At 71.4% G+C, this 14438-nt stretch carries 9 protein-coding genes and 1 pseudogene; 4 read left to right on the forward strand and 6 right to left on the reverse strand.

Features of this window, described 5'->3' with window-relative positions; all coding sequences use genetic code 11:
• The 4 genes and pseudogenes from ACE3O1_RS11170 to ACE3O1_RS11185 form a co-directional block, all read left to right on the forward strand.
• A pseudogene (locus ACE3O1_RS11170) lies at nt 1-756 on the forward strand (sugar ABC transporter permease); the annotation flags it as partial.
• A gap of 286 nt (nt 757-1042) precedes the next feature.
• Entirely contained in the window at nt 1043-2119 is a 1077-nt protein-coding gene (locus ACE3O1_RS11175) for a substrate-binding domain-containing protein (protein WP_374315108.1), read from the forward strand.
• An 82-nt stretch (nt 2120-2201) separates the two neighbouring features.
• On the forward strand, nt 2202-3011 hold the full coding sequence (locus ACE3O1_RS11180; RefSeq protein ID WP_374315109.1) for an ATP-binding cassette domain-containing protein: 810 nt from the start codon (nt 2202-2204) through the stop codon (nt 3009-3011).
• Nucleotides 3008-4279 (forward strand): sugar ABC transporter permease, encoded by a 1272-nt coding sequence (locus ACE3O1_RS11185; RefSeq protein WP_374315110.1) that lies wholly within the window; start codon nt 3008-3010, stop codon nt 4277-4279. Before ACE3O1_RS11180 ends, ACE3O1_RS11185 begins: the two co-directional genes overlap by 4 nt.
• 213 nt (nt 4280-4492) lie before the next feature.
• Here ACE3O1_RS11185 and ACE3O1_RS11190 read toward each other — a convergent pair whose 3' ends face one another.
• From ACE3O1_RS11190 to ACE3O1_RS11215, 6 genes are all read right to left on the reverse strand, one after another.
• Nucleotides 4493-5188: an NAD-dependent deacylase gene (locus ACE3O1_RS11190; RefSeq protein WP_374315111.1), complete on the reverse strand. Its 696-nt coding sequence runs from the start codon at nt 5186-5188 to the stop codon at nt 4493-4495.
• Nucleotides 5189-5256: 68 nt separating this feature from the next.
• A complete protein-coding gene (locus tag ACE3O1_RS11195; RefSeq protein WP_374315112.1) occupies nt 5257-8739 on the reverse strand; it encodes an HYR domain-containing protein in 3483 nt (1160 codons plus the stop codon).
• 169 nt (nt 8740-8908) lie between these two features.
• Nucleotides 8909-10435: an ATP-dependent DNA ligase gene (locus tag ACE3O1_RS11200; protein ID WP_374315113.1), complete on the reverse strand. Its 1527-nt coding sequence runs from the start codon at nt 10433-10435 to the stop codon at nt 8909-8911.
• A 90-nt stretch (nt 10436-10525) separates the two neighbouring features.
• Nucleotides 10526-11227: an ABC transporter ATP-binding protein gene (locus ACE3O1_RS11205; RefSeq protein WP_374315114.1), complete on the reverse strand. Its 702-nt coding sequence runs from the start codon at nt 11225-11227 to the stop codon at nt 10526-10528.
• Nucleotides 11220-12185: an ABC transporter ATP-binding protein gene (locus tag ACE3O1_RS11210; protein WP_374315115.1), complete on the reverse strand. Its 966-nt coding sequence runs from the start codon at nt 12183-12185 to the stop codon at nt 11220-11222. Before ACE3O1_RS11210 ends, ACE3O1_RS11205 begins: the two co-directional genes overlap by 8 nt.
• A partial coding sequence (locus ACE3O1_RS11215) for an ABC transporter permease (RefSeq protein WP_374315116.1) occupies nt 12185-14438 on the reverse strand: 2254 nt, incomplete at its 5' end. The genes ACE3O1_RS11210 and ACE3O1_RS11215, both read right to left, overlap by 1 nt.

Here is a 14438-nt window from a genome sequence, read left to right on the forward strand (position 1 = left end):
CAGCTGTGGGTGCTGGGAGACACCGGCACGATCGGGCTGCCGTTCGACTCCTGGATCGTCGAGTTCGCGCAGGACTGGTTCCTGCCGCCCTGGGTCTCGTACGCGGTTGTCGCGCTGTCGGTCGGGGCGTACGCCTGGGTGCTGCTGCGCCGGGCGCGGCGCCGGGCCGCAGCGAACCTCGTGAGCCAGAGCCGGCTCGAGATCGGGCTGCGCAGCGGAGCGCTGCTGGTCTTCCTGCTGCTCGCGACCTGGTATCTGAACCTCCACCGCGGTGTCGGCGTGATGTTCGTGTTCTTCATCGCGCTCGTCGTGGCGATGAACCTCGTGCTCACGCGAACCCGATGGGGACGCGCCGTCTACGCCGTCGGCGGCTCGGTGGAGGCTGCCCGGCGGGCCGGGATCCGGGTCGACCGCATCTACCTGTCCGTCTTCGCCCTGTGCTCCACGCTGGCGGCCGTCGGCGGCATCCTCGCCGCCGCGCGCCTCGCCTCGGCGAATCAGAGCTCCGGCACCGGAGACGTCAATCTGAACGCGATCGCGGCCGCGGTGATCGGCGGCGCGAGCCTCTTCGGCGGGCGCGGCTCGGCCTTCTCGGCGCTGCTCGGGATCATCGTCATCCAGTCGATCTCGTCGGGCCTGACGCTGCTCAGCCTCGACTCCTCGGTGCAGTTCATGATCACCGGCATCGTGCTCGTCCTGGCCGTGATCGTCGACTCGATCTCGCGGCGCACGCGCGCGGCCACCGGCCTCGCCTGACCTCCCCTGGGTTCAGAGGGCAAACACGCTCACCGGGGGTGGGAGCGATCCCTCGCATCGGGGTATGCACATTGCGTGCTCGATCTCCCGGGAACGCACATTATGCACCCTCTTTCGTCGTAGCGTGAACGCCCGCCGACGAAAGGGATGCGGCATCCGTCGGCGTTGCCAAAGCGTTACGTTCAAGACTTGACGCCAAGAACAGACCCGGAAAGGATCTCATCAAGCGCGAAGTGCAGCAGGGACGAACCTGGGGCTCGCGCACTTCAATGACGAAAGGCGAATGATGAAGAAGTCTTCACTCCTCGCCGTGGCCGCCCTCACGGGCGCGGCCGCGGTGATGCTCGCAGGCTGTGCCGGCAACTCCGGCGGCACCCCGAGCGAGGGCGGCGGCGGAGAAACCGAGGCCGGCCGCGCCTGCGTGATCCTGCCTGACGCGGCGTCGTCGCCGCGCTGGGAGAACTTCGACGCGAAGTACCTGCAGGAGGGCCTCGAGGCCGCCGGCTTCGAGACCGACATCCAGAACGCACTGGGCGACGTCAACAAGTACGCGACGATCGCCGACCAGCAGCTCGCCCAGGGCTGCGGCGTGATGCTTCTGGTGGACTACCAGGGCGCCGCCGAGGCCGTGGCCACCAAGGCCAAGGCCGAGGGCATCCCGGTCATCGCGTACGACCGTCCGTTCGCGGGCGCCGACTACTACGTGTCGTTCGACAACGTCGAGGTCGGCCGCATGGAGGGCCAGACGGTCCTCGACGGACTCGAGGCCGCGGGCGTCGACCCGGCCGAGGCCACGGTCGTCTACATGGGCGGAGACCCGACCGACGGCAACGCCGCGATGTTCAAGGAAGGCGCCGTCGAGGTCATGGAGGCCGCGGGAATCACCCCGGCCGCCGAGCCCCCGGGCGTGTGGGACCAGGCCAAGTCGCAGACCAACTTCGAGCAGGCTCTCACCTCGCTCGGCGGTCAGGTCGACGGCGTCTGGGTCGCCAACGACACCAACGCGGCCGGCGTGATCAAGGTCCTGCAGGACAACAACCTCAAGGGCGTTGCCGTGTCGGGTCAGGACGCCAACGTCGCCGGCCTGCAGAACATCCTCCTCGGCTGGCAGACCGCCACGGTCTACAAGCCGGTGAAGGACGAGGCCGAGGCTGCTGTCGCGACGGCTGTCGCGCTGCTCCAGGGCGAGACGCCGGATGCCGGCGCCGAGCTCGAGGACGGCACGCCCTACATCCAGGTCACGCCGATCCTGGTCGGACCGAACGAGGTCAAGGACGTCGTCGCCGCCGGTGACGCATCGTTCGACGATGTCTGCACGCCGGATGTCGCGGCCGCCTGCGAGGAGTACGGGGTCACCGAGTAAGTTATCGGTCAAGCCGCGGGGGCGTCGCGTCATCGGGCGCGGCGCCTCTGCGCTTGTACCGGCACTTCGCAAGGAAGCGAGTATGTCAGAGACGATCACAGCCACAGAGCCGATCATCGAGTTGGTCGGCGTCAAGAAGTCATTCGGTCCGGTCAGCGTCCTCAAGGGCGTCGACCTCAAGGTGTTCCCCGGCAAGGTGACCGCCCTGGTGGGCGACAACGGTGCCGGCAAGTCCACCCTCATCAAGGGGCTCGCCGGCGTCCAGCCGTACGACGAGGGCGAAGTCCTCATCGACGGCTCTCACCGCGACCTGCACGCGCCGAGGGATGCCTCGGGCCTCGGCATCGAGGTGGTCTACCAGGACCTCGCCCTGTGCGACAACCTCGACATCGTTCAGAACATGTTCCTCGGTCGAGAGGAGACCTCGGCCGGCACGTTCGACGAGGGCCTCATGGAGAAGGAGGCGTCCGACACGCTGCGCTCGCTCTCGGTGCGCACCGTGAAGTCGGTGCGGCAGAAGGTGTCGAGCCTGTCCGGCGGTCAGCGCCAGACGGTCGCGATCGCGCGCGCCGTGCTGAAGAAGGCGCGCGTCGTCATCCTCGACGAGCCCACCGCCGCACTGGGCGTCGCCCAGACCGAGCAGGTGCTGAACCTGGTCAAGCGGCTGTCGGACCAGGGCGTGGCGGTGATCCTCATCAGCCACAACCTCGCCGACGTGTTCGAGGTCGCCGACGACATCGCCGTGCTGTACCTGGGCCAGATGGTGGCGCAGATCCCGGTGAGCGAGACCACCCGCGACGACGTCGTCGGGTACATCACGGGAACCAAGACCCTGGGCGGCGTCAGCATCGTCGACACGTCCACGATCCGCACCGAGGAGGGGACGGTATGAGCAGCAACGTGACCCGTACGGAGGCCGCGCCCGACCCGCTCGCCAGCGACCTCATCGGCAGCGGTGTCGAAGGGGGCGTGGCCGATCAGGCCAGGGCGTGGTGGCAGCGCGTCCGCGGCGGCGACATGGGAGCCCTCCCCGCCATCGGCGGACTCGTCGTGCTCGGCATCCTGTTCACGGCCCTGAGTCCGTTCTTCCTCACCGAGCGCAACTTCGCGAACCTGCTCAACCAGGCCGCCACCCTCGTGGTGCTCGGCATGGCGCTCGTGTTCGTGCTGCTCCTGGGCGAGATCGATCTGTCGGCCGGTGTGACCGGCGGTGTCGGCATGGCGCTGTTCGTCGTGCTGAACTCGCAGTTCAACATCCCGTGGCCACTGGCGCTGCTGATCGGATTCGGGTTCGGGTTCCTGATCGGCGCGTTCATCGGCTTCTTCGTCGCGAGGATCGGCATTCCATCGTTCGTCGTGACACTGGGCCTGTTCCTCGGCCTGCAGGGGCTCGCACTGGTCATCATCGGACCCGGCGGCCTGTTCCGCCTCGAGGTGCCCGAGCTCATCGCCCTGCAGAACGGCAACCTGCCGGTGTGGGGCGGCTGGGTCATGCTCGCGATCATGATCCTGATCTCGGGTGGGACCTCGTTCTGGGACCGCGCACGGCGCACGCGCGCCGGCGTTCCCAATCGGGCGATCTCGCTGGTGTGGATCAAGCTCGCTGTGATCGCCGTCGTCGGCGGCGCGGTGGTCTTCATCCTGAACCAGGACCGTGGCCAGTCCGTGAACGCGGTGCAGGGCGTGCCCAACGTCGTGCCGATCGTGCTGGTGATCCTCTGGATCGGCACCTTCGTGCTCGACCGCACCAAGTTCGGCCGCTACATCTACGCGATCGGCGGCAACGCCGAGGCCGCCCGCCGATCGGGCGTCAAGGTGCGGTGGATCAAGTGGTGGGCGTTCGTGATCTGTTCGAGCCTGGCCGTCTTCTCGGCCCTGCTGAGCGTGTCGCGTGTGGGCACCGTCGACGCCACCGTCGGACGAGACATCGTCCTGTCGGGCGTCGCAGCTGCGGTCGTCGGCGGCGTCAGCCTCTTCGGCGGCAAGGGACGCCTCATGCACGCGGCCATCGGCGCCCTCGTGATCGCCACGATCACGAACGGCCTCGGCCTGCTGAACCTGCCGGCCGGCGTGAACCTGCTCGTCACCGGCGGCGTCCTCATCCTGGCCGCCACCGTCGACGCCCTCTCGCGCCTGCGTGGCAACGGAGTGCGAATGTAGCGTCATCCGCGAAGAAGGCGCCGGGCGATCCTCCTCGCCCGGCGCCTTTCTCGTCCGCGCCGGGCCCGTCGGCGCCGCTCGCTCCAGGGGCCCGCCAGATCCCGCGCGCACGAATGCGGAAATGTGCACGAATGCGGATCCCACGGCAGCATCCGCTCCGTCATCCTGCACATCGACGCACTTCTGCACCGCGGCAGGGAGGAAGCGCGCTGCTCACTCCTGCGCGGCGAGGAGCTCGTCGACCCACGCGGGCACGAGCTCGCTCGCCCGGCCTGCGCGAGCGTCGTCGAACGGGATGAGCGCGTCGCTCGGCTCGAGGTTGAGCTCGACGGTGCGCGCACCGAACGCGGCGGCGAGGGCGACGTACCCCGCCGCGGGATACACCGCGCCCGAGGTGCCGATCGACGCGAACACGTCGCACGCGACGACGGCCTGCTCGATCCGGTCGAGGTCGTACGGCATCTCGCCGAACCAGACCACGTCGGGGCGCAGCATCCGCTCCCCGCAGGCCGGGCACGGCGGACGGGGCTCGAGGTCCTCGTCCCACACCGGGCGGGCGCCGCACGCGGTGCACAGCGCGCGCAGCAGCTCGCCGTGCATGTGGACGAGATTGCGGGCGCCGGCGCGCTCGTGCAGATCGTCCACGTTCTGCGTCACGACCAGCACCTGCTCGCCGAGCGCGCCCTCGAGGCGCGCCAGCGCGCGATGGGCGGCGTTGGGGACGACGGATGCCACGGCCCGGCGCCGCGCGTCGTAGAAGCGCTGCACGAGGTCGGGATCGCGCTCGAAGCCCTCGGGCGTCGCGACATCCTCGACATCGTGCCCTTCCCACAGTCCGTCGGCGTCGCGGAAGGTGGGCACGCCGCTCTCGGCCGAGATCCCGGCGCCGGTGAGGACGACGATGCGCATGAGACCAGTGTGCCCGCAGGGACGGCAGGAGGCCCGGACCCAGCGGCCCGGGCCTCCTGCCCAGCGGGCTACTTCAGCTTGAAGCTCGCCGACAGCGTCGAGCCGTCCTGCGTCGTCACGGTGACGATGTAGCAGGCTCCCGGCTGCTTGGGCGTCTGCCAGTTCTGGATGAACTGTCCGGCCGTGGAGTCGTACCGCAGCGTGGTGCCGCCGGTGGACGTGATCTCGATGTCGTCGCTTCCGGTCGTCGTCCCGCAGGTGACCTGGCGCTGCGTGAACGTCTTGATCGCCGACGTGCCCGTGAGCTCCGTCGTCCCGGCGAACACCTCGAACTTCAGCGGGACGGTCGAGCCGCCCTTCACGACGTTCAGCACCCCGTTCATGTCGACGGGCTGATAGAACCCGCTGAACGTCCACTTCGCGACCGCGTAGGTGCGGGTGGCAGCGCTCGCGTTCGCGCCGTCCGTCGCTGCCGCCGTGAGCGTGTGCGCGCCGACCGTCGTGCCGTAACCGGTCACGACGCAGGGAACCGGGCCGACGACGAGGTCGGTGGCCGTGCAGCTCCCGGCCGGGGGCACCGAACCGAAGACGTACGTCGCTCCGTCGGCCGGACCTCCCTGCCACACGATCGCCGGGGCCGTCGTGTCGACCACGGTCACCGTGAAGGAGCCGGACCCCGCGTTTGCGCGCGAATCGGTCGCCACGCAGGTGACGGTCGTCGCACCGAGGGCGAACGTGCTGCCCGACGCCGGCGTGCAGACCGGTGTCACCGAGCCGTCGACGATGTCGGCGGCGGCTGCGGTGAAGGTCACCGCAGCACCGGCCGGCCCCGTCGCCTCAGCGGACGACGCGCCGGGCAGCGTCAGCGACGGCGCCGTCGTGTCGACGACCTTCACCTCGAATGCACCCTCACCGACGTTGCCGGCCGAATCCGCCACCGCGCAGGTCACGGTGTGGGTTCCGAGCGCGAAGACCGATCCCGACTCCGGCGAGCACTCCGGCGTGAGTGCACCGTCGACGAGGTCGCTCGCGGTCGCCGCGTAGCCGACGACCGCGCCGTCGGGCCCGGTGGCCTCGCGCGTGATCGTGTCGGGAACGTCGATGTCGGGAGCCGTCGTGTCGACGACCGTGACGGTGAACGAGCCGCTCGACGAGTTCCCCGCGGCATCCGTCGCCGTGCAGTCCACGGTGTGGACGCCCAGCGGGAACGTCGAGCCGGATGCCGGCGCGCAGGCGGGCGCGACGTCGCCGTCGACGAGGTCGCTCGCCGTCACCGTGAAGTCGACCGCCGCGCCTCCGGAACCGGTTGCCTCCTCGGTGACGGACGCCGGCACCTCGAGCACGGGCGCGGTCGTGTCGACCACGCCGACGCCGAACCGCGCCTCAGCGGTGTTGCCCGCGGCGTCGGTGGCGGTGCACTCGACGACGGTGGATCCCAGTCCGAAGGTCGAGCCCGCAGCGGGGACGCACACGGGCGTCACTGCGCCGTCCACGGTGTCATCTGCCGTGACCGCATACCCGACCGCCGCGCCGGCCGGCCCCGTGGCCTCCTCGGTGATGTCGGCCGGAACCGTGATCACCGGGGCAGTGGTGTCCTCGACGATCACGTCGAAGCTCGCGCTCCCGTCGTTGCCCGCGGCATCCTCGGCGGTGCACTGCACCGTGGTCGTGCCGAGCGGGAACGTCCCGCCCGACGTCGGCGTGCACGTCGGCGGGACCGGGCCGCTCACCAGATCGCTCGCGCTCGCCTCGTACTCGACGACGGCTCCGCCCGGACCGGTGGCCTCGGCGGTGATGTCGGCCGGCACGGTGAGGGTGGGTCCGGTCGTGTCCACCACGTAGATCGCGAACGACCCCGTCGTGGTGTTGCCCGCAGCGTCGGAGACCTCGCAGTCGACCTGGTGGGTGCCCAGTGCGAACGTCGAGCCCGCTGCCGGATCGCACGAGGGCGTCAGTGCGCCGCTCACGATGTCGGATGCCGTGGCGCTGAAGTCGACGACCGCGCCGGCCGGGCCGGCCGCCTCCGCGGTGATCGTGAGCGGAAGGTCCAACTGCGGCAGGGTCGTGTCGACCACCGTCACGGTGAAGGATGCCGTGCCCGTGTTCCCCGCGGCGTCGAGTGCCGTGCATTCGACCTCGGTGGCACCGAGCGGGAACGTCGAGCCGGAGGCCGGCACGCACGTGGCGTGGCCGGAACCGCTCACGACGTCGTCCGACGGTGCCGTGAACTCCACGTCCGCCCCGGCCGGACCGGTCGCCTCGACCACCAGGTCGTCCGGCACCGTCACGGTCGGCCGCGTGGTGTCCACGACATGCACGACGAACGAACCGGAGGCGGCGTTGCCCTGCGCGTCGGTCGCCGAGCACTGAACCGTGGTGTCACCGAGCCCGAGCAGCGTCCCGGAGGCGGGGGTGCAGTCGACCGGAACGGCGCCGTCGACTGCGTCGAGCGCGGAGGCGGCGTACACGACGTTCGCGCCGGCGGCACCGCTGGCCTCGACCGTGAACTCCGCCGGCAGCACCAGGCTGGGCTTCGTCTCGTCGGAGATCGAGACGGTGAACGTCGAGGACCCTGTATTGCCCGCGGCATCCGTCGCCGAGCAGGTGACGAGCGTCTCGCCCACCGCGAACTCCGTGCCGGAGGTGGGAGCGCAGGTCACGGTCGGTGCCGTCGTGACCGCGTCGGTCGCGATCGGGTTCGTCCACGACACCGCGGTGGTGGGGCCGGTGGCCTCCATCGTGATGTTCGACATCGCACCGACGGCAGGAGCAGTCGTGTCCACGACAACGACGCTGAACGAGTCGGCGGCGGTGTTCCCGGCGGCGTCGGTCGCCGAGCAGGACACCGTCGTCGTGCCGAGGGCGAAGGTGGCGCCGGATGCCGGGAGGCACGTCACCGTCGGGTTCGCGGGGTCGGCATCCGTCGCCGTGGGCGAGAAGGTGACGACCGCGCCGGACGGGTCGGTGGCCTCGGCCGTGATCGTTCCGGGGAGGCTGAGCGAGGGCGCGGTGGAGTCGGTGATGCAGGTGACAGGGGTCCCCCAGTTCACGTTCACCGAGGCGGTGCCCGTCACGAGCCCGGTCGCGCTGTTGTTCCGCCCGGAGTAGGAGAACGTCACCGACCCGCCGGTGAGCGCGGAAGTCCCGCGCGCGGGCACCGTCACGACGGCCGCGAGCACCTCGCCGCTCAGATTGTTCTGCGTGCCCGTGTTCTGCCAGGTGTTCTCGAGGCCGATGACCCCGTCGGCGAGCGACGCGGTCAGGCCGGCCGTGCCGGAGACGAAGCCGACGGTCACGTCGGCGCCGTTGCGGAAGACGTTGTTCGTGGTGTTGGTGTTCGGATTGCCGTTGCGACGCGCGGCGATGAGCACCGTGAGCTGCACCGGCTTGTCGGTACAGGCGGTGATCGAGGCGGCGTTGGAGGTGACGGGCGTCACTCCGTCTCCGTCGATCTCCAACTGGTCGGCGACGGCGACGCCGCCTCCCCCGATCACCAGCAGTGCGGCCACGGCGAGCGCGACAGCGGATGTGAGCGCACGAGAAAGCGCCATGATGAGTCCCCATTCTCCCCACCGGCGGAGGCGTCATCGCCCCAGTCCGGTCCCGAGTTCATCGTTTCACCGGCCGATACACGGCACCAGACGGATTCCCCGTCGGACCTCAGGATCGCCTCAGGATTGCCCCCGGGCCGCCGGGCCGATTCCCGCCGCTGGCGGGCCCTCAGCCGCGCAGAAGTGCGCGCAGCGAGCCGATGGTGTCGGCCTCGGCGGCGCTCTTGTCGGGGCGGTATCCCTTCACCCGCGCGAACCGGAGCGCAACGCCGCCGGGATACCGCGTCGAGCGCTGCACGCCGTCGATCGCGATCTCGACGACCGTCTCGGGGCGCACGTGCACCGCATACGAGGAGCGATGCGTCTCGATCGTCGGGAAATGCGCGGTCTGCCATCGGAGCAGCTCGTCGGTCAGCCCCTTGAACGTCTTGCCCACCATGACGAAGCCGCCCGGCTCGCCGAACGCCCCCTCGGGGTCGCGCGCCCCCAGGTGCAGATTCGAGAGCATCCCGTGCCGTCTGCCGGAGCCCCACTCGACCGCGAGCACCACGAGGTCGAACGTGAGCACAGGCTTGACCTTGAGCCAGCTCTTGCCGCGGCGCCCGGCTGCGTAGAGCGAGTCGACGCCCTTCACCATCACGCCCTCGTGCCCGGCGGCGAGCGCCTCGCGCGAGAACTCCCCGGCCAGCTGCGGGTCGTCGGTGACGATGCCGGGCATGCGCGCCTCGCCCGCGACGCGCTCGAGCACCTCGAGCCGCGTTGCGAGCGGCTCGTCGATGAGGTCGCGTCCGTCGAGGTGCAGGATGTCGAAGAACCACGGCCGCAGGGCGACGCTCGCGGCGCCCTCGGACCCGAACCGGGCCATCGTGTCCTGGAACGGGCGCGGGGCGCCGTCCTCGTCGAGCGACAGGGTCTCGCCGTCGAGGATCACGCGCTCGGCGGGAAGCGCGCGCACCGCCTCGACGAGCTCGGGCACGCGGTGCGTGATGTCGGCGAGGCTGCGCGTGTAGACCCGCACGTCGTCGCCGTCGCGGTGCACCTGGATGCGGGCGCCGTCGAGCTTGTACTCCACCGACACCGGACCGCCGATGCTCGCGAGCGCCTCATCGGTGGAGGTCGCCGTCGACGCCAGCATGGGCATGACGGGCCGGCCGACCATGAGTCCCACGGCGTCGAGGTCGGCCGCCTCGCCGAACAGCGCGATGCCGGCCGTCTCGCCGAGGTCGCCCGACAGCATCGCGGCGCGACGCACGGCCGCGGCATCCTTCTCCCCCGCTGTGGCGATCGCATCGAGCACCACTCCTTCGAGGGCACCGGTGCGCAGCTCGCCGAGGATCACTCGCGTGAGGAAGTCCCACTCCGCCGCCGTCGCGCGGCTGGCGAGGTCCGTCAGGACGTCGCGGCGCACGCCGACGGACCCCGCGCCGTCAGCGCGTGCGAGTTGATCGAGCGCGGCGTCGACCTCGCCGACGGTGAGCATCGCCGCGTCGGCGTGCGCCACCTCGAGGGCACCCAGGCCGCGCCATCCGACGCCGAGCCGCCCCTGGCGCGGTCGGGCGACGAGGAACCCGATCGCCGGCGCGACCTCGTCGGGTTCGAGCCCCCTGAGCAGTTCCGCGATCGCGGCGACTTTGGCGAGCCGGGACGACGTGGCGGCGGCGGTATCGGCGGCCTCGACGACGGCGGAGAGCTCCATCCCAGCATCTTTCCACCCACCCCCGACAGCCGCGCCGTGCCTTGTTCCGTTTGTGCAGGGCGGGGCGGGCCGGGGCGGGGTGGGGCGGGGTTAGGCGATCGCGGCCGGCGCCCCTGCCGCGCGCAGCACGCCGTCGTGCAGCTCGAGCACCCGGTCGGCGCGCAGCACGATCGACGGATCGTGCGTCGAGAGCAGCACGGCCACGCCGTCCTCGTGCGCGATCGACGCGATGAGGTCGATCATCGCCGCCGCCGTGTGCGAGTCGAGCTGGCCCGTCGGCTCGTCCGCGAGCACGATGCGCGGCGATCCGGCGAGCGCCCGTGCGATGCCGACGCGCTGCTGCTGGCCGCCCGACAGCTCACCCGGCCTCTGCTTGGCGTGGTCGGCGAGCCCGACGCGCTCCAGCAGCCGCGACACGCCGGCCGATCGCTGCGCGGCGTCGGTGCCGCGGATCCGCAGCGGCAGCTCCACGTTCTCCTCCGCAGACAGAGCGCCGATGAGGCCGAACGACTGGAAGACGTAGCCGATGTCGTCGCGGCGCACGGCGTCGACGTCGCGCTCCGGGGCCTCCGTCAGGACGACGTCGCCGACGCGCACGCGTCCGGTCGTCGGCGGCTGGATCCCGCCGAGCACGTGCAGCAGCGTGGTCTTGCCGGCTCCCGACGGGCCGATCAGCACCACGAGCTCTCCGGGATGCAGCGCGAGCGAGGCATCCGACAGCGCGTGCACGTCACCGGCGGGCGTGCGGTGCACGACGGAAAGACCGGATGCCTCGAGCACGGGTTCACTCATGATCGGCGTCTCCTTCCTCGGCGTCCCGCCGGCGACTGCGGCGGGACTCGGCCGGCGGTCCGGCCGCCGGCGCTTCGCCCGCAGGCGGCGCCTGGCGGCCGTCACCGGGCCAGACGCCGACGTGGTCGGGGTTGAGCTTCAGGCGCACGCGGTCGCGCAGCGACAGGTGGTGCATGTACTCGGTCGGCAGCTGAAGTCGTCCGACCTTGTCGAGCACGACGAACTCCTCGGCCATGTCGTGCTCGCGGCCCTCGTCGTCGGTGTGCGTCCAGCGCAGCACCTCGGTGGAGGTGCGGCCGTCGCGGATCTGAACGGTGCGCTGCACGTGCTCCGACACGGCGGGATCGTGCGTCACGATGAGCGCGGTCGTGCCCAGCTCGCGGTTGACGGTCTCGAACGTGGCCAGCACCTCGGCGGAGGCGTGCTCGTCGAGATCGCCGGTCGGCTCGTCGGCGAGGAGCACCCGCGGCTCGTTCGCGAGGGCGACGGCGATCGCCACGCGCTGCTGCTGTCCGCCCGACAGCTCGGCGGGGCGGCGGTCGGCGACATCGGCGACGCCGGCGAGGTCGAGCAGCTCGCCTGCCCGCCCGGCGTTGCTGCGGTCACCGCCGATCGCCCGCGCGAGCTGCACGTTCTCGCGCGCCGAGAGGTAGGGCAGGAGGTTCCGCGCGGTCTGCTGCCACACGAATCCCACCACCTCCCGCCGGTAGGTGACGCGGTCCCGGGCCGACAGCGACGGGAGGTCGCGGCCGGCCACGCGTGCCGATCCCGCGGTGGGGGCGTCGAGCGCCGACAGGATCGACAGGAGCGTGGACTTGCCGGAGCCGGATGCTCCCACCAGCGCCACCAGCTCGCTTCGGCCGACCACCAGGTCGAGGCCCTGGAGGGCCTGCACCTCGATGTCGGCGACGGCGAAGATCCGCACGAGACCCTCGCACACGATGTCGGGTTCGGTCATCAGTCCTCCTCTGTCCGGAGCACGGTCGCCATCGAGGTCGTGCGCGCACTGACCACGCCGCCGACGACGGCGAGGGCCAGGGCCACGACGACCACGGCGATGAGGGTCCCGCTCAGCACGGGGTCGACGGCGACGCTGGGCTGTCCGCCGCCGCCGGTGAAGGGCCGCAGGTCGATCGAGGTCACCACGAGGAGCGGGAGCACCGCCCCGAGCAGGACTCCGCCCACGAGCGCCGTGATGCCCAGCGGCACGAACTCCCACGCCACGACCCCGCGCGCGCGGCCGCGGTCCAGGCCCATGCTGCGCAGCAGCGCGATCACGCGGGAGCGCGCGTCGCGGGACACTCCGGCGACGAGCAGCAGCGCGACGACCGAGAGCGCGACGGCGATGCCGAGCGCGGCGAAGAGGACGAACCTCAGCGCCGACACCGCCGGTGACGCCTGGATCTCGGCCGTCGACTCCGCCAGGATGCGCACCGAATGGGCGCTGCCCACGATGTCGCCGAGGTCGGCCGCGACGGTCGCAGCATCCGCGCCGTCGGCCACATCGACGACCACGGTGCGCGGGAAGAAGCCGAATCCGGTGAGCGCGGCGTAGTCGGCCTCGTCCATGAGGACGAACTTCTCCGAGCCCTGCACGCCGAGCACCCGATCGAGCGAGCCGACGACGTCCACGGGATCCGTCACCACGGCGGTCTGCCCGCTCCCGAGGCCCTCGGCGAGGACGGACGACAGCACGACCTGCGCCGGGACCGAGCCCGGCGTGATGAGGCCCTCCGGGAGTGCCCCCACCATGCCGCGCTGCACGTCGGCCAGACGCTCCGCCTCGGTCACGACGACCTGCACGCTGTCGCGTCCTCCGGGCCCCGTGACCGTGACGTAATCGCCGCGGAGCACGCCGACCGCGTCGTCGACTCCGTCGACGGATCGCATCCGGTCGATCAGGTCGGCGTCGAAGTACGGGCCGGAGAGGCGGATGTCGCCACCGACGTCGCGCTGCGCGGCCACGACCGCTCCGCGATCGACGGTGGCCAGCACGAGCGAGGAGAACACGGCGATCGCGACGGCCACGAGCATCGCGAGAACGGCCGTCGTGCCGGCGGACGAGTCCCGGAGATTGCGCGCCGCCCCGACGAGCCCGACCACGCCGCGGCCGCGACGCGCGACGCGCAGCGCGGCGGCGATGGGGATGGGATGGAGGCGCACGACGATCAGCGCCACCGCGACGGTCACCAGCAGGGGCGCGGCCACGACGAGAGGGTCGATGCCGTCGGTGGCCGGCCCGATGCCCCGGACGAACAGCTGCACCACGGCGACGACGGCGAGCAGGAGCACCACGGACTCCACGATCCTCACCGTCCTGCTGCGGACCGGCGCGTCGAGATCGGCCCGGGATCGCTCCAGCAGCGACGGGCGCAGCGTGAACGCGAGCGCCAGTCCCGGCACGACGCCGACGGCGACCGCGACGAGGGTCGGAAGCGGACCGGCGTCGTTCGGCGTGACCGCGATCGCGACGGCCGCGGCGACCGAGGCGGCGGGAAGCCCGAGGATCAGGCCTTCCCCGAGCAGCAGCCGCCTCAAGCGTCCCAGCGGGGCGCCGCGGGCCGACATCAGCGACAGGTCCGCTCGCCGGCGACGGATCATGAGCGCGGCGGCCAAAACGACGAGCGCGACGCTCACCGCGAGCGGGCCGACGGCGGCCACAGCCAGGATCGCGCTCGCCGAGTTCGCGCGGGAGAGGGCGGTGGCCAGGACCGTGACGATGTCGCTCTCGAAGCGGACCCTCAGCTGGCCGGTGTCGTCGACCGGCACGCTCGACGACGTGGCTGCCCGCAGGGCGGCCAGCAGCTCCGCGGGGTCCTCGCCGAGCGCCGCGCCGCCGTCCACGGGGTACCACATCTGCGCCTCGGCGCGTACGACCGGCGAGACCTGCTCCCACGTCGCCGGGTGCACCCAGGCCACCGAGGTCGCCGTGGGCCGGCGATTGCCGTCGTCGAAGACCGTCGCCGTGAGCGCGGTCGGAAGGTGGGCCCAGCGATCGTCGTCGGGAGCGACGGCGTCGACCGTGCCGACCAGCACGACCTCCGCCGCGCCATCGAGCCAGTCGTCGATCGAGTCGACCTCCCGATCCGGCGCTGTGCTGCGGACCTCGCCGACGGGCCACATCATGGTCTCGGCCGCGGACTCGCTCAGGACGATCTCCACCGGACCGGCGCCGGACCACGGAGCCGGCCACTCGCCCTCGATCAGCTCG

The organism is Microbacterium sp. (assembly GCF_041909575.1).
Lineage (GTDB): Bacteria > Actinomycetota > Actinomycetes > Actinomycetales > Microbacteriaceae > Microbacterium.

Coding starts and splice junctions, on each gene's coding strand:
- ACE3O1_RS11175 (WP_374315108.1), top strand. CDS start 1,043: ATGAAGAAGTCTTCACTCCTCGCCGTGGCCGCCCTCACGGGCGCGGCC.
- ACE3O1_RS11180 (WP_374315109.1), top strand. CDS start 2,202: ATGTCAGAGACGATCACAGCCACAGAGCCGATCATCGAGTTGGTCGGC.
- ACE3O1_RS11185 (WP_374315110.1), top strand. CDS start 3,008: ATGAGCAGCAACGTGACCCGTACGGAGGCCGCGCCCGACCCGCTCGCC.
- ACE3O1_RS11190 (WP_374315111.1), bottom strand. CDS start 5,188: ATGCGCATCGTCGTCCTCACCGGCGCCGGGATCTCGGCCGAGAGCGGC.
- ACE3O1_RS11195 (WP_374315112.1), bottom strand. CDS start 8,739: ATGGCGCTTTCTCGTGCGCTCACATCCGCTGTCGCGCTCGCCGTGGCC.
- ACE3O1_RS11200 (WP_374315113.1), bottom strand. CDS start 10,435: ATGGAGCTCTCCGCCGTCGTCGAGGCCGCCGATACCGCCGCCGCCACG.
- ACE3O1_RS11205 (WP_374315114.1), bottom strand. CDS start 11,227: ATGAGTGAACCCGTGCTCGAGGCATCCGGTCTTTCCGTCGTGCACCGC.
- ACE3O1_RS11210 (WP_374315115.1), bottom strand. CDS start 12,185: ATGACCGAACCCGACATCGTGTGCGAGGGTCTCGTGCGGATCTTCGCC.